The 22430-nt window shown below is 74.2% G+C and carries 19 protein-coding genes and 2 pseudogenes; 11 read left to right on the top strand and 10 right to left on the bottom strand.

Annotated elements, in window-relative coordinates:
- Positions 1 to 3: 3 nt before the first annotated feature.
- Complete coding sequence (locus tag ACLFMI_RS15400) at positions 4 to 714, bottom strand: succinate dehydrogenase cytochrome b subunit (RefSeq protein WP_410948540.1); 711 nt, start codon at positions 712 to 714, stop codon at positions 4 to 6.
- Positions 715 to 799: 85 nt separating this feature from the next.
- Here ACLFMI_RS15400 and ACLFMI_RS15395 point away from each other — a divergent pair, with 85 nt between their 5' ends.
- On the top strand, positions 800 to 1753 hold the full coding sequence (locus tag ACLFMI_RS15395) for a LysR family transcriptional regulator (RefSeq protein ID WP_410948539.1): 954 nt from the start codon (positions 800 to 802) through the stop codon (positions 1751 to 1753).
- Between the two features lie 54 nt (positions 1754 to 1807).
- Here the strand turns inward: ACLFMI_RS15395 and ACLFMI_RS15390 are convergent, their stop codons facing one another.
- From ACLFMI_RS15390 to ACLFMI_RS15380, 3 genes are all read right to left on the bottom strand, one after another.
- The gene (locus ACLFMI_RS15390) at positions 1808 to 2935 is read right to left on the bottom strand and encodes a regulatory protein RecX (protein WP_410948538.1); all 1128 of its coding nucleotides are present in this window, start codon (positions 2933 to 2935) and stop codon (positions 1808 to 1810) included.
- A 2-nt stretch (positions 2936 to 2937) separates the two neighbouring features.
- Complete coding sequence (gene recA, locus ACLFMI_RS15385; RefSeq protein ID WP_410948537.1) at positions 2938 to 3990, bottom strand: recombinase RecA; 1053 nt, start codon at positions 3988 to 3990, stop codon at positions 2938 to 2940.
- Between the two features lie 291 nt (positions 3991 to 4281).
- The gene (locus tag ACLFMI_RS15380; RefSeq protein ID WP_410948536.1) at positions 4282 to 4476 is read right to left on the bottom strand and encodes a DUF3046 domain-containing protein; all 195 of its coding nucleotides are present in this window, start codon (positions 4474 to 4476) and stop codon (positions 4282 to 4284) included.
- An 88-nt stretch (positions 4477 to 4564) separates the two neighbouring features.
- Here ACLFMI_RS15380 and ACLFMI_RS15375 point away from each other — a divergent pair, with 88 nt between their 5' ends.
- The 6 genes and pseudogenes from ACLFMI_RS15375 (at position 4565) to ACLFMI_RS15355 (ending at position 11953) form a co-directional block, all read left to right on the top strand.
- Positions 4565 to 4726 carry a hypothetical protein gene (locus ACLFMI_RS15375; RefSeq protein ID WP_410948535.1) on the top strand — a complete coding sequence of 54 codons (162 nt, stop codon included), beginning with the start codon at positions 4565 to 4567 and terminating at the stop codon, positions 4724 to 4726.
- Between the two features lie 90 nt (positions 4727 to 4816).
- Entirely contained in the window at positions 4817 to 5323 is a 507-nt protein-coding gene (locus tag ACLFMI_RS15370) for a hypothetical protein (protein WP_410948534.1), read from the top strand.
- A 69-nt stretch (positions 5324 to 5392) separates the two neighbouring features.
- Positions 5393 to 9802: pseudogene (locus tag ACLFMI_RS15365) on the top strand (ATP-dependent helicase); the annotation flags it as partial.
- Between the two features lie 360 nt (positions 9803 to 10162).
- Positions 10163 to 10522, top strand: a pseudogene (locus ACLFMI_RS26775) (hypothetical protein); the annotation flags it as partial.
- A gap of 141 nt (positions 10523 to 10663) precedes the next feature.
- Complete coding sequence (locus ACLFMI_RS15360; protein ID WP_410948532.1) at positions 10664 to 11068, top strand: DoxX family protein; 405 nt, start codon at positions 10664 to 10666, stop codon at positions 11066 to 11068.
- 9 nt (positions 11069 to 11077) lie between these two features.
- Positions 11078 to 11953 (top strand): DNA-formamidopyrimidine glycosylase family protein, encoded by an 876-nt coding sequence (locus tag ACLFMI_RS15355; protein ID WP_410948531.1) that lies wholly within the window; start codon positions 11078 to 11080, stop codon positions 11951 to 11953.
- Between the two features lie 135 nt (positions 11954 to 12088).
- Here ACLFMI_RS15355 and ACLFMI_RS15350 read toward each other — a convergent pair whose 3' ends face one another.
- The 4 genes from ACLFMI_RS15350 to rimO all read right to left on the bottom strand — a co-directional run bounded on the left by ACLFMI_RS15350 (position 12089) and on the right by rimO (position 15861).
- Positions 12089 to 12940: a PspA/IM30 family protein gene (locus ACLFMI_RS15350; RefSeq protein WP_410948530.1), complete on the bottom strand. Its 852-nt coding sequence runs from the start codon at positions 12938 to 12940 to the stop codon at positions 12089 to 12091.
- 213 nt (positions 12941 to 13153) lie between these two features.
- Positions 13154 to 13516: a helix-turn-helix domain-containing protein gene (locus ACLFMI_RS15345; RefSeq protein ID WP_410948529.1), complete on the bottom strand. Its 363-nt coding sequence runs from the start codon at positions 13514 to 13516 to the stop codon at positions 13154 to 13156.
- 198 nt (positions 13517 to 13714) lie between these two features.
- Positions 13715 to 14323 (bottom strand): CDP-diacylglycerol--glycerol-3-phosphate 3-phosphatidyltransferase, encoded by a 609-nt coding sequence (gene pgsA / locus ACLFMI_RS15340; RefSeq protein WP_410948528.1) that lies wholly within the window; start codon positions 14321 to 14323, stop codon positions 13715 to 13717.
- Complete coding sequence (gene rimO / locus ACLFMI_RS15335; RefSeq protein ID WP_410948527.1) at positions 14320 to 15861, bottom strand: 30S ribosomal protein S12 methylthiotransferase RimO; 1542 nt, start codon at positions 15859 to 15861, stop codon at positions 14320 to 14322. The genes pgsA and rimO overlap by 4 nt, the downstream gene beginning before the upstream one ends.
- A gap of 60 nt (positions 15862 to 15921) precedes the next feature.
- Between rimO and ACLFMI_RS15330 the strand changes: the two genes are divergently transcribed.
- From ACLFMI_RS15330 to ACLFMI_RS15315, 4 genes are all read left to right on the top strand, one after another.
- Entirely contained in the window at positions 15922 to 16431 is a 510-nt protein-coding gene (locus tag ACLFMI_RS15330) for an amino-acid N-acetyltransferase (protein ID WP_410948526.1), read from the top strand.
- Positions 16432 to 16435: 4 nt separating this feature from the next.
- Complete coding sequence (locus tag ACLFMI_RS15325) at positions 16436 to 17764, top strand: helix-turn-helix domain-containing protein (RefSeq protein WP_410948525.1); 1329 nt, start codon at positions 16436 to 16438, stop codon at positions 17762 to 17764.
- Between the two features lie 124 nt (positions 17765 to 17888).
- Positions 17889 to 18206 carry a PadR family transcriptional regulator gene (locus ACLFMI_RS15320; RefSeq protein WP_410948524.1) on the top strand — a complete coding sequence of 106 codons (318 nt, stop codon included), beginning with the start codon at positions 17889 to 17891 and terminating at the stop codon, positions 18204 to 18206.
- Positions 18207 to 18291: 85 nt separating this feature from the next.
- The gene (locus ACLFMI_RS15315; RefSeq protein WP_410948523.1) at positions 18292 to 18759 is read left to right on the top strand and encodes a tRNA (cytidine(34)-2'-O)-methyltransferase; all 468 of its coding nucleotides are present in this window, start codon (positions 18292 to 18294) and stop codon (positions 18757 to 18759) included.
- Positions 18760 to 18775: 16 nt separating this feature from the next.
- On the opposite strand, the gene ACLFMI_RS15310 is transcribed toward ACLFMI_RS15315, so the two are convergent.
- Together ACLFMI_RS15310 and ACLFMI_RS15305 are read right to left on the bottom strand one after the other, a co-directional pair.
- Positions 18776 to 19651, bottom strand: coding sequence for a YceI family protein (locus ACLFMI_RS15310; protein WP_410948522.1), 876 nt, complete (start codon positions 19649 to 19651; stop codon positions 18776 to 18778).
- A 201-nt stretch (positions 19652 to 19852) separates the two neighbouring features.
- The gene (locus ACLFMI_RS15305; protein WP_410948521.1) at positions 19853 to 22414 is read right to left on the bottom strand and encodes a DNA translocase FtsK; all 2562 of its coding nucleotides are present in this window, start codon (positions 22412 to 22414) and stop codon (positions 19853 to 19855) included.
- Positions 22415 to 22430: the final 16 nt, after the last annotated feature.

Here is a 22430-nt window from a genome sequence, read left to right as displayed (position 1 = left end):
GGGTCAGACCACTCCGAACGTGACGGCGAGGGGCACCGAGATGAACCCGAGCGTCAGGACGACGGCGAACACCGTCGACACCAGCTTGATGGTGCGCTCCCGGCGGTTGCTGTTCCACCCGAGCGTCTGGATGCCGGAGAAGATGCCGTGCTGGACGTGGAAGCCCAGCGAGACGACGGCGAGCACGTAGAACAGGGTCACGTACCAGCGCTCGGGGGCGAACCCGGCGGCGATGTTGTCGTAGACCTGAAGGTGCACCCCGTTGGGGTTGGCGACACCGAAGGTCAGGTCGAGCAGGTGGTATATCACGAACAGTGCGATGATCACGCCGCCCCAGCGCATGGTGCGGGCCGCGTAGCTGCCCTTCACCTTGTACGAGCCACCCGCGTACTTGATCGGGCGCGCCCGCTTCGCGCGCAGGGCCAGCACGGTCGCCGCCCAGATGTGGGCGATCACCGACACCAGCAGCACCACCCGGACGATCCACAGCATGCCCGTGTGCGGGAGGGCAGGCTCCAGGATCGTCCGGAGCCAGGCCGCGTAATGATCGATCGACTCCGGCCCGAAGAAGATCTTCAGGTTGCCGATCATGTGCAGGACGACGTAGAGCAGCAGGAAGACACCGCTCACCGCCATCACGAACTTCAGGAACGCGCTCGGTGTGCGCGGACGCCGGGGCTTGGCAGCTTCGCCCGCCCGCGTCTTCTCGGACATCGTGACCACGGGACAAGTGGACATACCAACGTCAGCCGCGGTCCAATGCATCGGACAGCCGGATCCATAGCCGTATGCTATGAGCGTGACACTTCAGCAGCTCATGTACTTCGTCGCCGTGGTGAACGTGCGCAGCTTCACTCGGGCGGCCGACCAGGTGGGTGTCGCCCAGCCCACACTCAGCCGGGCGCTGCGGTCGTTGGAGGACGAGCTCGGCGCACCGTTGCTGAACCGGGGCTCGGTGGTCACGCTGACCCCGGCCGGCGACGCCGTACTGCCGCTGGCCCGGCGGATGCTCGCCGACTCCGACATGGTCCGCGCCACGGTGGCCGAGATGGTCGGGCTGCGCAGCGGGCGGGTCCGGGTCGGCGCGACGCCGTCGCTGTGCATCGGTGTGCTGTCCGACGTGCTGCGGGTCTTCCACTCCCGGCACCCGGAGATCGCGGTGGAGCTGGCCGAGGACGGGTCGCAGCCGCTGGTGACGGCGCTGGTGCGCAACGAGCTGGACGTGGCCCTGGTCATCGTGCCGCCGGACGGGGTCGACCCGGCGCTGCACACGGCACCGCTGCTGCGCGAGCGGTTGTCGGTCGCCTCGCCGCGGGCCCGCCGGCCGCTGAGCCCGCGCGGATCGATGACGGTAGCCGAGCTGGCCAAACACGACCTGGTGATGGTCCGCAAGGGTTACGACCTGCGGGAGGTGACGCTGCGGGCGTACGCGGTGGCCGGGGTGACACCGCGGATAGCGGTGGAGGGCGGGCAGATGGACGCCGTGCTGCGGATGGTCGAGGCCGGCACCGGGGTGGCGGTCGTGCCGGATCTGGTGTTCACCGGCCGGCCCCGGTTGCGCCGGACCGTGCTCAACCCGGCGCTGCACCGGACGGTGGCCCTGGCCCGGCGCGCCGACATCGCTCCGACCCCGGCCGTCACCGCGTTCGCGGACACGTTGCTCGAGCACATGTCCGACGGGACGCTGCGGGACGCGACCACCGATGTGCAGGTACTGCACCGGCACCGGTCCGGGCGGGAGCTGCTCGGCTGATGCGGCGGCCGCCCGGCCGCTCGGTTGCTCGGTCGCCCGGCCGCTTCGTGCCGGTCAGTGCTCGCCCGGCGGCTCCTCGCCGAGCTCCTCGGCGTCGGCACCCGCCGCGGCGATCTCGTCGCGAACCACGCCGTAGGCGACGTTCGGGCCGTACCCCTTGCGGGCCAGCATCCCGACGAGCTTGCGCGCGGTGGACTGTCGCTCCTCCCGGCTCCCGATGGGGAGGCCGCGCAGCCGGCGGGCGATGAGCTCGCGGGCCCGGTCGCGCTCGGCGTCGTCGTCGATCCCGGTGAGTGCCTCGGCGGCGGTCTCCGAGTCGACGCCCTTGCGCCGCAGCTCGACCGCGATGGCCCGCCGGCCCAGTCCGCGGTACTGGTGACGGGACCGGACCCACAGCTCGGCGAACGCCGCGTCGTCGACCAGGCCGACCTCGTCGAACCGCTCCAGCACGCCGTCCGCGACGTCCTCCGGGATCTCCTTGCGGACCATCGCGTCCCGCAGTTCCTGCACGGTGCGGGCCCGGTCGGTGAGCAGGCGCAGGCAGATCTCCTTCGCCCGCGCCTGCTGCTCGGCCGGGGTCGCCGGCCGCTCCTCCGTCGGCGCACCGGTGCCACCCGCGCGACCGGTCCGGCCGCCGCGGGCACCGTCCCGGCGGCCACGCCGCCCCTCCCGGCGGCCGCGACGATCACCGGCCTCGGTGCCTGTGTCTGTGCCTGGACCGGTGTCGGTGTCGGTGTCTGCCCCGATGCCCTGGCCGGCCTCCGGACCGGGCCCCGGGTGGCCGCCGACAGCGGGGCCGGCACCGCCGGTACGGGGCGCCGCCGCGTCGTTCCCGTCTGACCTGCCTGCCCCGGCTGACCCGCGGGACCCGCGCCGACGGTCACGGGATCGCCCGGGCCCGCTCCCGGCGAGCGCGTCGAACGAGGCGACCCGGGAGGCCGCGGGAGCGCCCCCGTCGGGGTTCCCGGCCTCCGCCACCCCCCCGGTGCCACCGGTCGCGATCCCGTCGAACGCGGCCACCCGGCCCGATCCGACCGGGCGGGCACCGTCCGGGCGCGCCTCCTGCTCCTCGGCGGCCGGGCCGAGGTCGTCGAACGAGGCGACCCGGAGGGTGGGCGGGTCCTCGTCCTCCAGGGCCGACAGGTCCGCGATCCGGTACCGGCCCTCCGACTCCCCGGACACGCTCAGAAGTCGACCGGGGCGGGCAGCGCCTCGACCGGCTCCGACTCCTCGGCGTCGACCACGGCACCGATCCCGAGCTTCTCCTTGATCCGCTTCTCGACCTCGGCCGCGACGTCCGGGTTCTCCTTGAGGAACTTGCGGGCGTTCTCCTTGCCCTGCCCCATCTGGTCGCCCTCGTAGGTGTACCAGGCACCGGACTTGCGGATGATCCCCTGCTCCACGCCCACGTCGATCAGCGATCCCTCCCGGCTGATACCGACGCCGTAGAGCACGTCGAACTCGGCCTGCTTGAACGGCGGAGCGACCTTGTTCTTCACGACCTTGACCCGGGTCCGGCTGCCGACCATGTCGGTGCCGTCCTTCAGGGTCTCGATCCGGCGGATGTCCATCCGGACCGAGGCGTAGAACTTCAGCGCCTTACCACCGGTCGTGGTCTCCGGGGACCCGAACATCACGCCGATCTTCTCGCGCAACTGGTTGATGAAGATCATCGTGGTGCCCGAGGAGCTCAGCGCACCGGTGATCTTCCGCAGCGCCTGGCTCATCAGCCGGGCCTGCAGGCCGACGTGGCTGTCGCCCATCTCGCCCTCGATCTCGGCGCGCGGCACGAGCGCGGCCACCGAGTCGATGACGATGACGTCCAGCGCGCCGGAGCGGATCAGCATGTCCGCGATCTCCAGCGCCTGCTCGCCGGTGTCCGGCTGGGAGACCAGCAGGTCGTCGGTGTTCACCCCGAGCGTCTTGGCGTACTCCGGGTCGAGCGCGTGCTCGGCGTCCACGAACGCGGCCACCCCGCCGGCGGCCTGCGCGTTCGCCACCGCGTGCAGCGCGACGGTGGTCTTACCGCTGGACTCCGGGCCGTAGATCTCCACGACCCGGCCGCGGGGAATGCCGCCGACCCCGAGCGCCACGTCGAGCGCGATGGAGCCGGTGGAGATGGCGCTGATCGGGACGCGGGTCTGGTCGCCCAGCCGCATCACCGATCCCTTGCCGTGGTTCTTCTCGATCTGCGCGAGGGCGAGTTCGAGCGCCTTCTCGCGGTCCGGAGTGGTCATCTCTTGGCTCCTCGCTGATCTGCGATCGGGTCCTGCTGCGGGTGTTGCTGTCTTCCGGGGAGGCACACCGCAACGGTATGGGGAACCCCCGACAGTGACGACGGTCGGTTCACCGCCTGTGGACAACTCACCGGGTGCACGGACAGCACGTCCCGACCGGGACGGTAGACGAACAGCCGTTCGATCCGAACGGCGACACGCCGACCGGCCGTCACCCGGAGCCGAGCGGTCGCCGGGCGTCGCGACACGGCTCCGACGGGTACGGCGGCCCCGCGTCCGCGGCACGCACCGTCAGCGGCGCGCGGGCGGAACCTCGTAGACCTCGCAGACCGCACGCCAGATCCGGCGCAGCTCGACCCCCGACTCGATCGCCTGCTCGACCGTCTGCCCGTCGAGCTGGGCGAAGACATGGTCCCGGGACAGCGACGCGGCCCGGACGGAGCCGAACTCGTCCTCCATCAGCGTCCGGAAGTAACTCAGTCGCACGCGGCCGAGGGTAGTCCGCTCCCCGGTCGGGGCGAGCGCACCCGCAGCTACGGGCGAAAGGAGCAGTGCACCAGGTACCCTGGGCGATATGTCCGAACTGCAGGTGCCGGCGCCCGTCGACGTGGCCGGCGAGGTCCTCGCGACGACCGGTATCGGGTCGCCGCTGGCCTGGCAGCTCGTCTCGCTGCTGGCCCTGCTGTCCGCCCTCGTGGTCCTGGTGCGCTGGTGGATCCAGCAACGCAAGCGCTGAGCCACCGGTCCCGGCCACCGGTCCGCGGCACCCGCGCGGGCGGTTAGGGTCGCGCCGCAACGGACGGTCGAGCAGGAGGGCGGTGCGGCCATGGCCGCGACGAACGAGCGGGACGCCGAGCTGGAGGAGGCGTACCGGCTGGTGTCGGACACCCTCGCCGGAGCGGTGCGCGAGACCCTCGAGACGCCCGGCCCGGATCCCGCCCGGTTCGCGGTCCGCAGGCTCACCGCCGTCGACCGGGACCTGCCGCCGGACGCCACCCCGCCCGGCTGGTCGCTGGCGTTCCTGGTGCTCGCCGACTGGTTCGACGCGGCCCGCACCGCGCTGTCCGACCGGGACGACGGCGCCGAATGCGCACTCGGCTGGATCGAGGCCGAGCTGGGCCGCCGCTACGCCGCCCGCGCCCGCTACACGATCACGCCGCTGACCGACCCGGAGAGCGCCCGCGAGACCTCGCACTACGTCGACGCCCTCGGGGACGACTTCCTCGCGAGCATGACCTGGACGGTGGCGGCGCTGGTCGCCGAGTTCCCCGGCTCCGAGCCCACGGAGGTCTGGCCGCGGGTCCGCGCCGACGCGGCCCGCTCCGCCGGCTGACCGCCCGCTCGGAGCGGTCGGCGGAGGCGTCGACGCGAAACTGTCGGTCCCCGCCCGCATCATGGAGGCGTGAGCACACTCGAGGGCTTCTCCCCCGCCACCCGCCTGTGGTTCGAGGGGGCCTTCGCCGCGCCCACCGCAGCCCAGGAGGGTGCCTGGTCGGCCGCCCAGGCCGGCCGGAACGCACTCGTGGTGGCCCCGACCGGGTCCGGCAAGACGCTCGCGGCCTTCCTCTGGGCGTTGGACCGGCTGGCCGCCGAGGCCCCGCCGGACGAGCCGAAACACCGCTGCCGGGTCCTCTACGTCTCCCCGCTGAAGGCGCTCGCGGTGGATGTCGGCCGCAACCTGCGGTCGCCCTTGACCGGTATCCGGCAGTCCGCGCACCGGCTCGGCGCACCGGTCCCGGACATCACGGTCGGGATGCGCACCGGCGACACCCCGGCCGACGAGCGCCGCCGGTTCGCGCGGACCCCGCCGGACGTGCTGGTGACCACGCCGGAGTCGCTGTTCCTGCTGCTCACCTCGGCCGCCCGGGAGTCCCTGCGCGGGGTCCGGACGATCATCGTCGACGAGGTCCACGCGGTCGCCGGTACCAAGCGCGGTGCCCACCTCGCGGTGTCCCTGGAGCGGCTGGAGGAGATCACCGAGTCGGCGCCGCAGAGGATCGGGCTGTCCGCCACGGTCCGCCCGGTGGACGAGGTGTCGACGTTCCTGTCCGGTGCCCGCCCGGTGCAGGTGGTGCAGCCCACCACCCCGAAGACGATCGAGGTCGAGGTGCAGGTCCCGGTCCCGGATCTCGCCGCTCTCGACGAGCGGCCCGCGCCGGGCAGCGCCGACGAGGAGGTCGTCGGCTCCGCCGCGGGGACCGCACAGAAGCCCTCGATCTGGCCGGCGGTCGAGGAACGGCTGCTCGACCTGGTCCGGGAACACCGCTCGACGATCGTGTTCAGCAACTCGCGCCGGCTCGCCGAGCGGCTCACGTCCCGGCTCAACGAGCTGGCCGCCGAGAGGAGCGACAGCGGAACGGGCATCGATGCGGAGCAGGCGGCGGCCGCGGAGGACGCCACCGAACTGGACGGGGCGGGCGACCCCGACGGCCGCCCGGACACCGCGTTCCCGGCCGAGGCGATCGGGCAGTCCGGGGTCGGCGGCGGGGCCGCGGCGACGGTGGCCAAGGCGCACCACGGATCGATGTCGCGGAGCCAGCGGACGCTGGTCGAGGAGGAGCTCAAATCCGGGGTGCTGCCCTGCGTCGTGGCCACCTCGAGCCTGGAGCTGGGCATCGACATGGGCGCGGTCGACCTGGTCGTACAGGTCGAGGCGCCGCCGTCGGTGGCGTCCGGGTTGCAACGGGTCGGCCGGGCCGGGCACCAGGTCGGCGCGGTCTCCGAAGGCGTCGTGTTCCCCAAGTACCGCGGTGACCTGGTGTCCTGCGCGGTCGTCGCGGAGCGGATGTCGAGCGGCCGGATCGAGTCGATGCGCTACCCGCGCAACCCGCTCGACGTGCTGGCCCAGCAGGTCGTCGCGATGGTGGCGATGGAGCCGTGGCCGCTCTCCGACCTCGCGGCGACGGTCCGCCGGGCCGCCCCGTTCGCCGCCCTGCCGGACTCGGCGCTGCACTCGGTGCTGGACATGCTGTCCGGGCGCTACCCGTCCGAGGAGTTCGGTGAGCTGCGCGCGCGGATCACCTGGGACCGGGTCACCGATGAGCTGCGCGGGCGGCCCGGGACGCAGCGGCTCGCCGTCACCTCCGGCGGGACGATCCCGGACCGGGGCCTGTTCACCGTCATGACCCCGGGCGGCGCGGACGGTGCCGGGTCGCGGGTCGGCGAGCTGGACGAGGAGATGGTCTACGAGTCCCGGGTGGGCGACACCTTCCTGCTCGGGACGTCGTCGTGGCGGGTCGAGGACATCACGCACGACCGCGTGATCGTGACCCCGGCGCCGGGGGTCCCCTCCCGGATGCCGTTCTGGAAGGGCGAGTCGATCGGCCGCCCGCTGGAGCTGGGCCGGGCGGTCGGCGCCTTCGTCCGGGAGATGTCCGGGCTCGCCGAGGAGGCCGCCCGCGAGCGCGCAGCTGCCGCCGGGCTCGACGAGTGGGCCTGCGACAACCTGCTGTCCTACCTGCGCGAACAGCGCGAGTCGACCCGGCACGTGCCCAGCGACCGCACGATCCTGGTCGAGCGCTTCCGCGACGAACTGGGCGACTGGCGCCTCGTCGTGCACTCACCGTTCGGGGCGCAGGTCAACGGCCCGTGGGCACTGGCGATCGCGGCCCGGATGCGCGAACGGCGCGGCGTCGAGGTGAGCGCGTCCGGCGCCGACGACGGGATCGTGCTGCGGCTGCCGGACGCGGTCGACGACTCCGGTGCCGAGGTCGTCCCGAGCGCCGAGGACGTGCTGCTGGACCCGGGTGAGATCGAGCAGATCGTGGTCGCCGAGCTGGGCAACTCCGCGCTCTACGCCTCCCGGTTCCGGGAGTGCGCGGCGCGCGCGCTGCTGCTCCCCCGCCGCGACCCGCGGCGGCGCAGCCCGCTGTGGCAGCAGCGGCAGCGCTCGGCGCAGCTGCTCTCGGTGGCCGGGAAGTACGACTCGTTCCCGATCACCCTGGAGGCGATGCGGGAGTGCGTGCAGGATGTCTACGACCTGCCCGGGCTGCGCGAGCTGATGGGCGACGTCGGGTCCCGGAAGGTCAAGGTCGCCGAGGTCGAGACCGCGCAGCCGTCGCCGTTCGCGCGCAGCCTGCTGTTCGGCTACGTCGGGATGTTCCTGTACGAGGCCGACGCGCCGCTGGCCGAGCGCCGGGCCGCCGCGCTGTCGCTGGACTCGACGCTGCTGTCCGAGCTGCTGGGCTCGGAGGCGATCCGGGAGCTGCTCGATCCCGAGGTGCTCGCCGAGGTCGAGGCGGCGCTGCAACGCACCGCCCCGGACCGGCACGCCCGCGACGCCGAGGGTGCCGCCGACCTGCTGCGTTTCGTCGGTGACCTGTCCGAGGCCGACGGCCGCGCCCGGGGCGTCGACCCGGCGTGGCTGGCCGAGCTGGAGACCGCACGCCGCGCGTTGCGGGTGCGTATCGCCGGCGAGGAGCGGTTCATCGCGATCGAGGACGCAGGCCGGATCCGGGACGCCCTCGGCACGGCCCTGCCGGTGGGGGTGCCGGAGGCGTTCACCGAGCCGGTGACCGATCCGCTCGGGGACCTCGTGCTGCGCTACGCCCGCACCCACGGGCCCTTCACCCCGGCGGAGTGCGCGCGCCGGTTCGGTCTCGGCGTCGCCGTCGTGGCCGGCGTGCTGGACCGGCTCACCGCGACCGGCCGGCTGGTCCGCGGCGAGCTGCGCCCGCAGGTGGCGGTGCCGGCCGGATCCGCCAACGAGACCGAGTACTGCGACGCCGAGGTGCTGCGCCGGCTGCGGCGGGCGTCGCTGGCCCGGCTCCGCCAGGAGGTGGAACCGGTCGAGCAGCGCGCCCTGGGCCGGTTCCTGCCCGCCTGGCAGGGCGTGCAGGTGCAGGCGGGCGGTGACCGGCGCGGGCGGGTCCGCCGGGCCCCGGGCGCCGAGGACGTGCTCGGCGTGATCGAGCAGCTGGCCGGGGCACCGCTGCCGGCCAGCGCGGTGGAGTCGCTGATCCTGCCCGCGCGGCTGCCCGGCTACACCCCCGCCCTGCTCGACGAGCTGACCGCGGCCGGCGAGGTCACCTGGGCCGGGTGCGGTGCGCTGACCGGTCAGGACGGCTGGCTGGCGCTCGCTCCGGCCGATGTCGCCGACCTGCTGCTGCCGGTCCCGGACCTGGACACCGCGGGGACCCCGCTGCACGCCGCGGTGCTCGCGGCGCTGGGCCTGCCCGATCCGGGGTCGCTGACCGACCCGGAGTCCGCCGACCCGGACGTGTTCTCCGGCGGCGGTGCGCTGTTCTTCCGGGAGCTGGCGACCCGGGCCGGGACCCTGCTCAAGGAACGGGACGAGCCCGTCCCGTCCGACGAGGACGTCGTCGGGGCCGTCTGGGACCTGGTGTGGGCGGGCGCGCTGACCAACGACACGCTCGGCCCGTTGCGCGCCCGGCTCGGCGGGAGCGGGAGCCGCCGCGGCGGCGCGGGGCGGCAGGCCGGGGCGCACCGCACCGGCCGGCGGGCCCCGCGCGGGCGCTACGCCCAGCTGCGGGCCGGGCGACCGTCGATGCCGAGCCGGACCGGACCGCCGTCGGTGGGCGGGCGCTGGTCGGTGGCGGTGCCGCGCGAGCCGGACCCGACCCGGCGGGCGCACGCCATGGCCGAGGCGTTCCTGGAGCGGCACGGCGTCCTGACCAGGGGGGCGCTGGGCACCGAGCGCGTGTCCGGCGGGTTCGCGGCCGTCTACAAGGTCCTGCGGGCGATGGAGGAGTCCGGCCGGTGCCGGCGCGGCTACATCGTGGAGGGCCTGGGCGCGGCCCAGTTCGCGGTGCCCGGCGCGATCGACCGGGTCCGGGCGATGGCCGGACCGGACGGCCCGGTCGGTGGCCGGGGCGGATCGGCCGGGCGCGTCGGAGCCGCCGGGAATGTCGGGGATCTCGGGGACGCCCCCGCGGAACCCGACCGGCGCGACCCTGTGCCGGGCGGTACCGAGCCGGGGAGCCCCGCAGCGGGGAACGCGGCAGCGGGCCGTGCGGACGGCGTCGACGGGGGCCTCGACGCCGGCGGACCGAACCCGACCGGCGCGGACCCGACCGGCCGCGCCGACGGCATCCCGGACGACCTGCGCCGGCCGGGGATGTTCCCCGGCTCGGGCGCCGGCCGGCACGACGAGTTCGGCCGCGGGTCGGGCCCGCCGCGCGCCCCGCAGGACGCCTGGCGGGGTCTGTCCCGGGTCGTCCTGGCCGCGGCCGACCCGGCGCAGCCCTACGGCGCCGCGCTGCCGTGGCCGGAGTCGCTCGGGGACACCAAGCACCGCCCGGGCCGCAAGGCGGGCGCGCTGGTCGTGCTGGTGGAGGGCACCCCCGCGCTCTACGTCGAACGTGGCGGGAAGTCGCTGCTGTCGTTCACCGGCGACCGCGACGAGTTGCGCGCCGGGGCCGAGGCGCTCGCCGGGGCGGTGCACGAGGGCTGGCTGGGCTCGCTCGCCGTCGAGCGGGCCGACGGGCAGGATTCGCTCGCCTCCGAGCTGTCCGAGGTGCTGACCGAGGCCGGGTTCCGGGTCACCCCGAAGGGGCTGCGGCTACGAGCCTGAGCCAGGGTCCGGCCGGGCTGCAGGATCCGGCCACGGTGACGCGATCACCGCGTCCTACGAGATCGACCGGCTGTCCGAGCCGTCCGGCTGATCCGCGGACGCGCGGGGCGGCGCACCGGACCGGGTGGCACGATCCACGGCATGATCTGCCGCGCCACCGACCGCACCGCCGGCCGCACCGCCTACGTCCTGGCCGGGCTGCTCGGCTCCGCCGCCGTCCTGCACGCCGTGCGGCCCGAGCCGTTCGACTCGATCGTGCCGCGGAACCTGCCCGGCAGCCCGCGGTTCTGGACCTACGCCTCCGGGGCCGCCGAGGGCGCGGTCGCGGCGGCGGTCGCGCACCCGCGGACCCGGCGCACCGGGGGCCGGGCCGCGGCGGCCCTGTTCACCGCAGTGTTCCCGGCCAACGTGGCGATGGCCCGGCGCTGGTCGCGTAAGCCGGCGTCGTACCGGGCCGTCGCGTGGGGCCGGCTCCCGCTGCAGATCCCGCTGGTCTGGTGGGCCCTGCGCGTCTCCGGCGATGTCCGGCGGGCCGGGGCCCGGTAGCGTCGGGTCGTGCCCGAGGGCGACACCGTCCACCTGACCGGCAAGCGGCTGCACGCCGCGCTGGCCGGGCACGAGCTGCTGCGCAGCGAGCTGCGCCATCCGCGGCTGGTGGAGCACGACCTGGCCGGGCTGACCGTCGCGGGCGTCGCGCCGGTGGGCAAGCACCTGTTCACCCGCTTCGACGACGGCCGCAGCCTGCACAGCCACCTCCGGATGGACGGTTCCTGGCACCTCTACCGGCCGGGCATGCGCTGGCGGCGGGTCGCTCACGAGGCCCGCGCGGTGCTGGAGACCGCGGACCGGGTCGCGGTCGGGTTCGCGCTGCACGACCTGGAACTGCTGCCCACCGCCGACGAGCACGCCCTGGTCGGGCACCTGGGGCCGGACCTGCTCGACGAGTCCTGGAGCGACGCACACGCCGACGAGGCGTTGCGCCGGATGACCGCCCGCGGCGAGCACGAGCTGGGGCTGGTGCTGCTGGAGCAGCGGGTGATGGCCGGGCTGGGCAACCTGTACCGCAACGACATCTGCTTCCTGCTCGGCCTGACGCCGTGGGTGCCGATCCGCGACGTCCCCGACCTGCCGGGGGTGATCGCGCTGTCCCGGAAGCTGCTGTCGTCGAACAAGGACCGGCCGGAGCAGACGACGACCGGCTCGCTCGCCGCGGGCGAGGCGCACTGGGTGTTCGAGCGTCCCGGCCGACCGTGCCGGCGCTGCGGGACCCGGATCCGCACCGCCGACCAGGGCGAACCGCCCTACACCCGGGTCACCTACTGGTGCCCGTGCTGCCAGCGGGGCCCGGCACCGCGCCCCGCCCGGCGCAGCTCCGGCGCCCGCCGCGGCGCCCCGGGCCGGCCTCCGCCCGGGACCACCCGCACCCACTGACCCTGGCGCCCCGCGATCCCGGCCGACGTCGCACCCCGTCACCCCTCGTCGCACCCGCTGCAACGGGTGCGACACCGTCCGCGGGGGTGCGACGCCTGGTTGCAGGGTGCGACGCCCGGTGCGGGGTGCTGCGGCTCAGGCGGTGCCGGGCTGCTGCTGTCCCTGCGGGTTCTGCTGCTGCGCCGGCGCCGGGTTCGACGGCAGCTGCTGGGTGCTCTGCTCGCCCTGGCCGACCTGCGGGGCCTGCTGGCCACCGGCGATCGGGGTACCCGACATCGACGCCCGGATCTGGTCGAGGCGGGACGCCCCGGCCATGTCGGTGGTCGACTGCTGGACCTCCAGCATCCGGCCCTGCACCGAGTTCTCCGCGAGCTCGGCCGAACCGAGCGCGTTCGCGTACCGCTTCTCGATCTTGTCGCGCACCTCGTCCAGGGACGGGGCGTTGCGCGGCGCGGACAGCTCGCTCATCTGCTGCAGCGAGCTCGCGGCCTGCTCCTGCATCTTGGCCTGCTCGAGCTGGCTGAGCAGCTTCGTCCGCTCGGAGATCTTCTGCTGCAGCACCATCGAGTTGCGCTCGACGGCCTGCTTGGCCTGCTCCGCCGCGCCGATCGACTGGTCGTGCAGGGTCTTGAGGTCCTCGACCCCCTGCTCGGCGGTCACCAGCTGGGTGGCGAACGTCTGCGCGGACTGCTCGTACTGCTGGGCCTTCTGCTCGTCACCCTGCGAGCGGGCCTGGTCGGCCAGCACGAGCGCCTGACGCGCCGACGACTGCAGCTTCTCGATCTCGCCGAGCTGCCGGTTCAGCTTCATCTCCAGCTGCCGCTGGTTGCCGATCACGGCCGCGGCCTGCTGCGACAGCTGCTGGTGCTGGCGCTGGGCATCCTCGATGGCCTGCTGGATCTGCACCTTGGGATCGGCGTGCTCGTCGACCTTCGACGAGAACAGCGCCATCAGGTAGCTCCAGGCCTTGGTGAATCCGTTGGCCATCTCTTCCGCCTACCTCCGCCTGCGCTCACTCACGACCGTGCCCGCACGTCGGTACGGGCGCGCCGGACCCGGCCGGCTCCGCGCGTCCCCCCGCGGTCACCGCACACCGCTCCGGCCCTGACCCTGTCCATCCTGGCACCGCTGCCAGTACGCGCGCACCCTACCGTGCGCGAACCGTGTCCGGATCTCCGACGTGACGATCGGCGGGGAGCGCTACGCCGCCGACGCGACCGGCCCGCCGGACGACGCCGGCACCGCCGCCGGGATCCCGGGACGGCCGGCCAGGCGCAGCTCGGTGTGCCGCTGCCCGATCGGCACCAGGACCTCGTCCCGGGACGGGCCGCGCAGCTCAGCGGCCATGTCGGCGGCGACCGCCGCGAGCAGGTCCGACACGGAGATCCCGAGGGCCTCGCAGATCGCGGCGAGCAGCTCGCTGGAGGGCTCCTTGCGGCCGCGCTCGACCTCGGAGAGGTACCCGAGGCTGACCCGCGCGACCCGCGAGATGTCGCGCAGCGTACGCCGGCGCGCCGTGCGCGCCTGCCGCAGCCCGCTGCCGATCGCTTCCCGCAGCAGCATGTGCCCTCCTCGACTCGTCCCGGACCGAACGCGGAGCCGGCCGAGGCCGGCACCCGTCTCCGGCCCCGTCACGGTACCGACTCGGACCGACGATCGGCGCGGCCGACGTACCGCGTCCCTGTCCGCCCACGGCGAACACCCGGTCCAACGCCGGGAGCCCGGCCGGGCTTCCCGCCGGAACCAGGAGCTCCCGTCCGGTCAGCCCCGCAGTGCCTTCCGGACGTAGTCGGCGCCGGTCAGCACGGTGAGCATCAGCGCGATCACCATGACCGACCACTGGAGGACGAGCGCCGCGGTGACCAGGCCCGGGAGCAGCAACGGCAGCGGCAGCACGAACAGACCGATCGCGACGGTCTGGGCGACCGTCTTGGCCTTGCCGCCGCGACTCGCCGGGATCACCCCGCGCCGGATGACGACGAACCGCAACACCGTGACGCCGAGCTCCCGACCGATGATCACCGCGGTCACCCACCACGGCACCAGCCCGAGCACCGAGAGCCCGATCAGCGCGGTCCCGGTGAGCGCCTTGTCCGCGATCGGGTCGGCGAGCGCGCCGAACCAGGTCTCCAGACCGCGGCGGCGGGCGAGCTGGCCGTCCAGCCGGTCGGTGAACGCGGCGAGCGCGAACACCACGAACGCGACCAGCCGCCACGTCACGTCCCGCCCGTCCTCGGCGAGCAGCGCGAGCGCGAACACCGGGACCAGCAGCAGCCGCAGGACGGTCAGGGCGTTCGCGATGTTCAGCAGCGGGGCGCCCCCGCCCCCGACCGGCACGGCCGACCCGGCGGGCCGCCCGGTCGAACTCATCCGGTCGACACCCCGGCCAGCGCCTCCGGCGCCCCGGCGTCCGGCCCGGGAAGCAGCTCGAGCGTCTCGACCAGCAGGTCCACGCCCTCGCTGTCGACCACACGGGCCCGCACCAGGTCGCCGGGACGCAGCGACGCCGGGTCCGGCCCGTCGTCGTGGGCACCGACGAGGTAACACTCCCCGTCGGCGTCCGGGCCCTGGTGGGCGGCGCGACCGGCGCAGTCGTCGTCCTCGGCGTCCGCGCGCTCGACCAGCACGACGACCTCGGAGCCGACCCGCTCCTCGGCCCGCTGGGTCATCAGCTCGTCGACCAGCTCCGAGATCCGCGCGACCCGGGCCTGCACCTCGGCCGGGTCGAGCTTGCCGTCGTATCCCTCGGCCTCGGTGCCGTCCTCGTCGGAGTAGCCGAACACGCCGACCGCGTCCATCCGGGCACCGGTCAGGAACGCCTCCAGCTCGGCCAGGTCCTCCTCCGTCTCGCCGGGGAAACCGACGATCACGTTGGAGCGGATCCCGGCGTCCGGAGCGAGCTCCCGGATCCGCGCGCACAGGTCCAGGAAGTCGGTGCGCGAGCCGAACCGGCGCATCCGGCGCAGCACGGTCGCGCTGGCGTGCTGGAACGACAGGTCGAAGTACGGCGCGATCCCGGGCGTCGTCGCGATCGCGGTGATCAGGTCCGGCCGCATCTCGGCGGGCTGCAGGTAGGACACCCGCACCCGCTCGATGCCCGGGGTCGCACCGAGCCGGGGCAGCAGGTCCACCAGCGCGCGGGTGCCGCCGGGCAGATCCTTGCCGTACGACGTCGAGTTCTCGCTCACCAGCACCAGCTCGCGCACGCCGTCGGAGCCCAGCCAGGCGGCCTCGCCGAGGACGTCGGCGGGCTCGCGGGACACGAAGCTGCCCCGGAACGACGGGATCGCGCAGAACGCGCACCGCCGGTCGCAGCCCGAGGCCAGCTTCAGCGACGCGACCGGCCCGCCGGCGAGCCGCTTGCGCGACACGCCCGCCGCGCCCATGCGCGATCCGCGTGCGCTACTCGCGATGTCGGGCACCCAGTCGTGGCCGGGCACCGAGACGTCGGTGGTGGCGGCGGGCCGCTCGACCGGCGAGATCGGCAGCAGCCGCCGCCGGTCGGCCGGGACGTGCGGGGCCGGCGCGTGCCCGCCCAGGACGTCGCCGAGTCGCTCGGCCAGCTCCGGGTAGGCGTCGAAGCCGAGCACCGCGTCCGCCTCGGGCAGGTCGGCGGCCAGCTCGGCGCCGTAGCGCTCGGCCAGGCAACCCACCGCGACGACCTTCGCGCCGGCCGGGCGGGCCACGTCCGCGGCGGCGAGCACGGTGTCGATCGAGTCCTTCTTGGCCTGCTCGACGAACCCGCAGGTGTTGACGACAACGACGTCCGGGGTGCCGGACTCGGCGTCCACCAGCTCCCAGCCGGACCCGGCCAGCCGGCCGGCGAGCTCCTCGGAGTCGACCTCGTTGCGCGCGCAGCCCAGGGTCAGCAGTGCGGCGCGCCGCGGCGCGTTCTCGGGGGAAGCCACGCCTTCCAGGGTAGACGGCACGCTCCGGCCGTCCCGGCGCGGCGTCTAGGCTGCGGGGTCGTGGCCGATCCCGCCCCCGCCGTGCACGTGCGCCGCGCCCGCACCCCGGACGTCCGGGTGATCCGCGAGCTGGTCGACGAGTACGCCGGTCAGGTGCTGCTGGCCAAGGAGACCGTGACCCTCTACGAGGCGGTGCCGGAGTTCCTGGTCGCCGAGCTCGACGGCCGGGTCGTCGGCTGCGGGGCGCTGCACGTGCTCTGGGAGGACCTCGGCGAGATCCGGACGGTGGCGGTGTCGCCGTCGGTGCTGGGCCGGGGGGCCGGGCACCGGCTCGTCGACGCGCTGATCGCGGGCGCCCGCGAGCTGGGCCTGTCCCGGTTGTTCGTGCTCACCTTCGAGAAGCAGTTCTTCGCCCGGCACGGGTTCGCCGAGATCGACGGCACCCCGGTCTCGGCCGACGTGTTCGCGGCGATGCTGCGCTCCTACGACACCGGTGTCGCCGAGTTCCTCGATCTCGCGCACGTCAAGCCGAACACCCTGGGCAACGTCCGGATGCTGCTGAGACTCTGACGACATGTCCGGGAGCGGCGGTACGGACACGACGGACGGGGTGGGCGCCCGGCGCTGGCGCACCTCCACGGCCCTGCGCCCGCTGGTCTCCGAGATCTGGGCCTGGCGGAGCCCGGCCGGTCCCCCGGGCACGCACCAGGGCGTCGCGGGGGCGCACCTCACGGTGATCCTCTGCGTGGAGGGCGACGTGGAGCTGCTGCGCAAGCCCGACCCGGATCGCGGGCCCGGCCGGTTCGCGGCCTCGGCGGCGGGCCTGCACGCCGTGCCCGCAGTGATCGCCACCGGCGAGCCGCAGGCCGGGCTGCAACTGGCGCTGACCTGGCGCGGGTCCCGCGAGCTGCTCGGGCTGCCCGCCGCCGAGCTGGCCGGTGACGTCGTCGACCTGGCCGGGCTGCTGCCCGGGATCGGGACGCTGCTCGACCGGCTGCACGCGACGCCGTCCTGGGCGTCCCGGTGCGCGCTGCTCGACGCCGAGCTGGTCCGGATCGCCGCGGCCCGGGAGCGGGTGGGCGGGCCGCCGTCCGAGGTGCGACGGGCCTGGGACCTGCTGGTGCGGACCGGCGGCGCGGTCCGGGTCGCCGACCTGGCCGCCGACGTCGGCTGGTCGGCGCGGTACCTCGGCGAGCGGCTGCGCCGCGAGACCGGGCTCGGCACCAAGACCGCCGCCCGGGTGATCCGGTTCGAGCGGGCCTGCGGGCTGCTCCGCTCCCCCGCCCACCGCACCCTCGCCGAGGTGGCCGCGACCTGCGGCTACACCGACCAGCAGCATCTGGCCCGGGACTTCCGGGACCCTGGCCGGGACGACCGCGGGCGCCTGGCTCGCCGAGCGTCCCTGACGCCGGGCGGCCGGCCCGGCGGCCGTTCAGCTCGTGGCCGCCCGCACCGCCGCGACCACCGCCCACACCAGTGCGGCGACGATCAGCACCACCAGCGCCAGGACCACCAGCACCGGCGCCAGCGCCAGCACCACCCCGATCAGCACCTTGGCCGCCGTGCCGAGCGCGGCGAACCCGCCCTTGAGCGCGCCCCAGAGCACGTTGCCGCCACCGGCCAGCGCACGCCCGGCACCCACGGCCGCCCCGACGCCGGCACCGCCCTCGGCGGCCATCCGTTCCAGTCCGTCGGCCAGGTCGTCGACCTTCTCCAGCGCGGTATCGGCGAGCCGCGCCACGACCGCGGCGAGCAGCCGCTCCCCGGCCACTCGCAGCTCCCGGAGCAGGTCCGGCGGCTCGGTGGGCGCGGCATCCGGCGTCGCGGGGACGCCGCGCGGACGGGCCCGGCCGGGCGCGGCCGCGGGCGCCGCCGTCACGGGCGCACCGCCGTACGGACCTGAATGTGCATGCCGAGCCTCCCGGTGTGTGCGGTGCCACTCCCGAACCGATGGTAGGTGGGACGGCCGCCGACGGCAGGAATCCGCCGCACCCGCCGAACCCGCAACCCGGGTACCGTCGCGTCGCATGCGCGTCCGTGACCGTGCCACTCTCGACCTGCTGATCCTCGCGGCCGTGCACGACGAGCCGGGGGACGGCGCGGCCGTCGCCGGCCTGGTCCGGGAGCGGTCCGGTGGGGTCGTCGAGCTGGGCCCCGGCACCGTCCACCGGGCCCTGCACCGGCTGGAACGCAACCGGCTGGTGCACCGGCCACCGGGCACGACCGGGTACCGGCTGCGTCCGTCCGGGACCCGGGTGCTGCGCCGCCGGCGGCGGGACTTCGAGCAGTGGGTGGACGTGGTCAAGGCCGTCCTGCCCGCCGGTGGGGACGACCGCGGCCGCTGAGCCTCGCACCGGTTCCGATTCCTCCACGACCGGGCGGAGACCCGTGCCGCCGCGGACCGGCGCCCCGGGTGGTATCGCTGTCACCGTGTTCCGTCTCGCCCTGCACACCCCGGAGATCCCGCCGAACACCGGCAACGTCATCCGGCTCGCCGCGAACACCGGCGCCGAGCTGCACCTGATCCGGCCGCTGGGCTTCTCGCTGGACGAGCGCGCGGTGCGCCGGGCCGGCCTCGACTACCACGAGCTGGCCGACGTCGTCGTGCACGAGTCGGACGCCGAGTTCGCGGCCTGGGTGGGCCGGTGCCACGCCCGGGTGTTCGCGTTCACCGCGGGCGCGGGCACCCGCTACACCGACGTCGCCTACGCACCCGGGGACGTGCTGCTGTTCGGCCGCGAGTCCACCGGGCTGCCGGACGCGGTGTTCCGGGCGGCCTGGGTGACCGAGCGGGTGAACGTGCCGATGCAGCCGTCGAACCGGTCGCTGAACCTGGCCAACACCGTCGCCGTCGCCGTCTACGAGGCGTGGCGCCAGCACGGGTTCAGCCGGACCTGACCGACCCGCCGGCCTGCTACCCCTGCCGGACGGCCTGCACGTCGAGCTGGATCGTGATCGTCGAGCCGACGACCGGGAGCCCCTTGGCGATCGTCTGCTGCCAGTTCAGCGTGAAGTGCTCGCGGTGCAACTCGGTGGTCGCGATCGCGCCGACCCGGTCGCCGTTCCACTCCGCCGAGCCCAGGAACGTGGTGTCCAGCGAGACGTCACTGGTCAGCCCGTGCAGCGTGAGGTCGCCGTCCACGGTCCACCGGTTCCCGCCGTGTCCGACGAACCGGACGCTGGAGAAGCGCAGCTCGGGGTAGCGCTCGACGTCGAGGAAGTCCGGCGAGCGCAGGTGGGTGTCCCGAGCCTCGGTGTTGGTGTCCACGCTGGCCGACTCGATGACGACGTCCACCGAGGACTCCTCGAACGGCTCGGCGATCCGGATCCGGCCGGAGAACCGGTTGAACCGGCCGTACACCTTGGACAGACCGATGTGCCGGGCCACGAACCGTACCGACGAGTGGTCCGGGTCGATCACGAACACCCCGGGCCGGGGCGGGCGCAGCGCCGGGTCCTCGCCGAGCACCAGCGAGCCCATGTCGGCGTGCGAACCCCAGGCCACCTCGACGACGTCGGTGAGCTGCTGGTAGCCACCCGCCTCCACCCGCACCCGGTACTTGCCAGGCATCAGCGATGCCGCGAACCGGCCGAACGGGTCGGTCTCGAGATGTGCCATCCGGCGGTCGCCGCTGTCGATCACCGAGATCTCGGTGCCCGGCAGCGGCCCGCCACCGACGTCACGGACCTGGCCGGAGAGCACCCCACCGGTCAGGGGGATCGGGACCAGCGCGTGCCGGTCGGTGGTGCCCCGGCCCGGGCGACGACGGTCCTTCTTCCTCCAGAACACCCGGAGAGCTCCCCCCTCGGCCACCCGCGGTGACCGGCTCGGCTGAACGGGCCGCCGAGCAGCGGCCGTTCCGACCACTGTGGCACGGGCGTGCCGGATCGTTAACCCGCTCGCGCGAAAGAGTGCTCACGCACGGCACACGTCACAACGCGGCCGGGCCCCACCGGGTCCCACGGTCGGCACCGGACGGTCGCAGGGCGGTCACTCGTCGTCGGGGTCCCCGCCGACCTCGCCGCCGTCGGCGGTGCCACCACCGCGGATCAGGTACAGCGCGTTCTCCAGCTCGTCCGGCTTCACCAGCACGTCGCGGGCCTTGGACCCCTCGGACGGTCCGACGATGTTGCGGGTCTCCAGCAGATCCATCAGCCGGCCGGCCTTGGCGAACCCGACACGCAGCTTGCGCTGCAGCATCGAGGTCGAGCCGAACTGCGAGGTCACGATCAGCTCGGCCGCCTGCAGCAGCACGTCGAGGTCGTCGCCGATGTCGGCGTCGATCTCCTTCTTCTCGCCCGCCTTGGCCGCAGTGACGCCCTCGGTGTAGCTGGGCTCGGCCTGATCCTTGGTGAACGAGACGACCCGGGTGATCTCGTCGTCGTCGACGAAGGCGCCCTGCATGCGGACCGGCTTGCCCGCGCCCATCGGCAGGTAGAGGGCGTCGCCCATACCGATCAGCTTCTCGGCGCCGGGCTGGTCCAGGATGACCCGCGAGTCGGTCAGCGACGACGTGGCGAACGCCAGCCGGGACGGCACGTTGGTCTTGATCAGACCGGTGACCACGTCCACCGAGGGCCGCTGGGTGGCCAGGATCAGGTGGATGCCCGCCGCCCTGGCCTTCTGGGTGATCCGGACGATCGCGTCCTCGACATCGCGCGGGGCGGTCATCATGAGGTCGGCGAGCTCGTCGACGATGCACATGATGTAGGGGTAGGGCCGGTACTCGCGCTCCGAGCCGGGCGGCGCGGTGATCTCGCCGTCGCGCACCTTGCGGTTGAAGTCGTCGATGTGCCGCACCCGGCTGGCCTGCATGTCCTGGTAGCGCTGCTCCATCTCCTCGACCAACCACGCCAGTGCCGCCGCGGCCTTCTTCGGCTGGGTGATGATGGGCGTGATCAGGTGCGGGATGCCCTCGTAGGGGGTCAGCTCGACCATCTTCGGGTCGATCAGGATCATCCGGACCTCGTCCGGGGTGGCCCGGGTCAGCAGCGAGACCAGCATCGAGTTGACGAAGCTGGACTTGCCGGAGCCGGTGGAGCCGGCGACCAGCAGGTGCGGCATCTTCGACAGGTTCGCGACCAGGTAGTGGCCCTCGATGTCCTTGCCCAGGCCGATGCCCATCGGGTGCTGCTCGGTGCGCGCGCTGCCCGAGCGCAGCACGTCGCCGAGCCGGACCATCTCCCGGTCGGTGTTCGGGACCTCGATGCCGACCGCGGACTTGCCGGGGATCGGGGCCAGCATCCGGACGTTGTCGTTGGCGACCGCGTAGGCGATGTTGCGCTGCAGCTGGGTGATCTTCTCGACCTTCACCGCCGGGCCGAGTTCCATCTCGTAGCGGGTGACCGTCGGGCCACGGGTGAAGCCGGTGACCTGGGCGTCGATGTTGAACTGGTCCATGACGCCGTTGATCGCCTCGATCATCGCGTCGTTCGCCGAGCTCCGGGTCTTCGGGGCGGGCCCGACCTCGAGCGTGTCCCCGGGCGGCAGCGTGTACTCGGTCTCGCCGACCGGCTCCCGGATCGCCATCGAGAGCTGCTCGCCGTCGGACGGCCGGGTGTCCTCGGCCTGCGGGGTCTCGACGACCGGCTTGCGGGCCTTCTTCCCGGGCGCCGCCGGGGGGTCCTCGGGCGACCCGGCCGGCACGTCCGCCGGATCGACCGGGGCGGGTGCGTGCTCGCCGTCCTTGAACGCGTCCGCTTCGGCGACGCCCTGGCGACGCCGGGAGGAACGGCGGCGGGCCGACCTGGCGCCCTCGGCCTCCGGGCCTGCCTCCCCCGCCTCCTTGGCGGCGACGGCGTCCGCGACCGTGCGCGGCCCGTCCTCGTCCTCGGGCGGCAGCTGCCCGGTGAGCCGGCGGAACCGGTCCGGCAGCTCGCGCACCGGGATCCCGGTGACCAGGAGCAGCGCGAACAGCGTCAGCAGGACCAGCACCGGGACCGCGGTCCAGACCGTCAGGCCGGCCGCGAGCGGGGTCCCCGCGACGTAGCCGATCGCGCCGCCGGCGCCGCGCCAGGCGTCCGGCTCGGACGGCGCCCCGGACGCCAGGTGCACCAGGCCGAGCACGCCGAGCGCGAGCAGCAGGGTCCCGGTGACGATCCGCGGCCGGGCCTCCGGGTGCGCCGGTGTCGTCACCAGGACGACGCCGACGCCGAGCAGGATCACCGGCAGCAGGACGCCGGACATGCCCATCACGGCCTGGACGACGAAGGTGAACCAGTAGCCGCCGGATCCCCCGGCCTGCCACCACAACCCGGCCGCGGCGATCACCGCGAGCACCAGCACGGTGAATCCGAGACCGTCCCGGCGGTGCGCCGGATCGATGTCGCGGGTCCGGCCCACCGCCCGCCCGGAGGCCTTGCCGACCCGGACGACGCCGCGACCGAACGCGTCGATCGAGCGGTCGATCAGGTCCGGTCCCTGGCGCTTGGCCGGTGTCCGGCGGGTGGCCGGGCGCCTGCGCGAGGACGACGCGCGCGAGCCGGACCGCCCCGAGCCGCGGCTCGCGGCCGCCCTCGTAGTGGTCCTGCTCGTACTCGTGCGTCCTGCCATGTCACCCACGGTAGCC

The sequence above is a fragment of the Pseudonocardia nantongensis genome, assembly GCF_046546495.1.
In the GTDB taxonomy this organism is placed as follows: domain Bacteria; phylum Actinomycetota; class Actinomycetes; order Mycobacteriales; family Pseudonocardiaceae; genus Pseudonocardia; species Pseudonocardia nantongensis.
The sequence above is the reverse complement of the archived record's forward strand: the minus strand, read 5'-3'. Positions and strand labels throughout refer to the sequence as shown.

What these genes read in the sequence shown, in the direction of transcription:
- ACLFMI_RS15345 (WP_410948529.1), bottom strand. Translation starts at nt 13,516, where the DNA reads ATGCTGCTGCGGGAAGCGATCGGCAGCGGGCTGCGGCAGGCGCGCACG.
- ACLFMI_RS15320 (WP_410948524.1), top strand. Translation starts at nt 17,889, where the DNA reads ATGCGCGTCCGTGACCGTGCCACTCTCGACCTGCTGATCCTCGCGGCC.
- ACLFMI_RS15325 (WP_410948525.1), top strand. Translation starts at nt 16,436, where the DNA reads ATGTCCGGGAGCGGCGGTACGGACACGACGGACGGGGTGGGCGCCCGG.
- pgsA (WP_410948528.1), bottom strand. Translation starts at nt 14,323, where the DNA reads ATGAGTTCGACCGGGCGGCCCGCCGGGTCGGCCGTGCCGGTCGGGGGC.
- ACLFMI_RS15360 (WP_410948532.1), top strand. Translation starts at nt 10,664, where the DNA reads ATGATCTGCCGCGCCACCGACCGCACCGCCGGCCGCACCGCCTACGTC.
- recA (WP_410948537.1), bottom strand. Translation starts at nt 3,990, where the DNA reads ATGACCACTCCGGACCGCGAGAAGGCGCTCGAACTCGCCCTCGCGCAG.
- ACLFMI_RS15305 (WP_410948521.1), bottom strand. Translation starts at nt 22,414, where the DNA reads ATGGCAGGACGCACGAGTACGAGCAGGACCACTACGAGGGCGGCCGCG.
- ACLFMI_RS15375 (WP_410948535.1), top strand. Translation starts at nt 4,565, where the DNA reads ATGTCCGAACTGCAGGTGCCGGCGCCCGTCGACGTGGCCGGCGAGGTC.
- ACLFMI_RS15370 (WP_410948534.1), top strand. Translation starts at nt 4,817, where the DNA reads ATGGCCGCGACGAACGAGCGGGACGCCGAGCTGGAGGAGGCGTACCGG.
- ACLFMI_RS15400 (WP_410948540.1), bottom strand. Translation starts at nt 714, where the DNA reads ATGTCCGAGAAGACGCGGGCGGGCGAAGCTGCCAAGCCCCGGCGTCCG.
- ACLFMI_RS15350 (WP_410948530.1), bottom strand. Translation starts at nt 12,940, where the DNA reads ATGGCCAACGGATTCACCAAGGCCTGGAGCTACCTGATGGCGCTGTTC.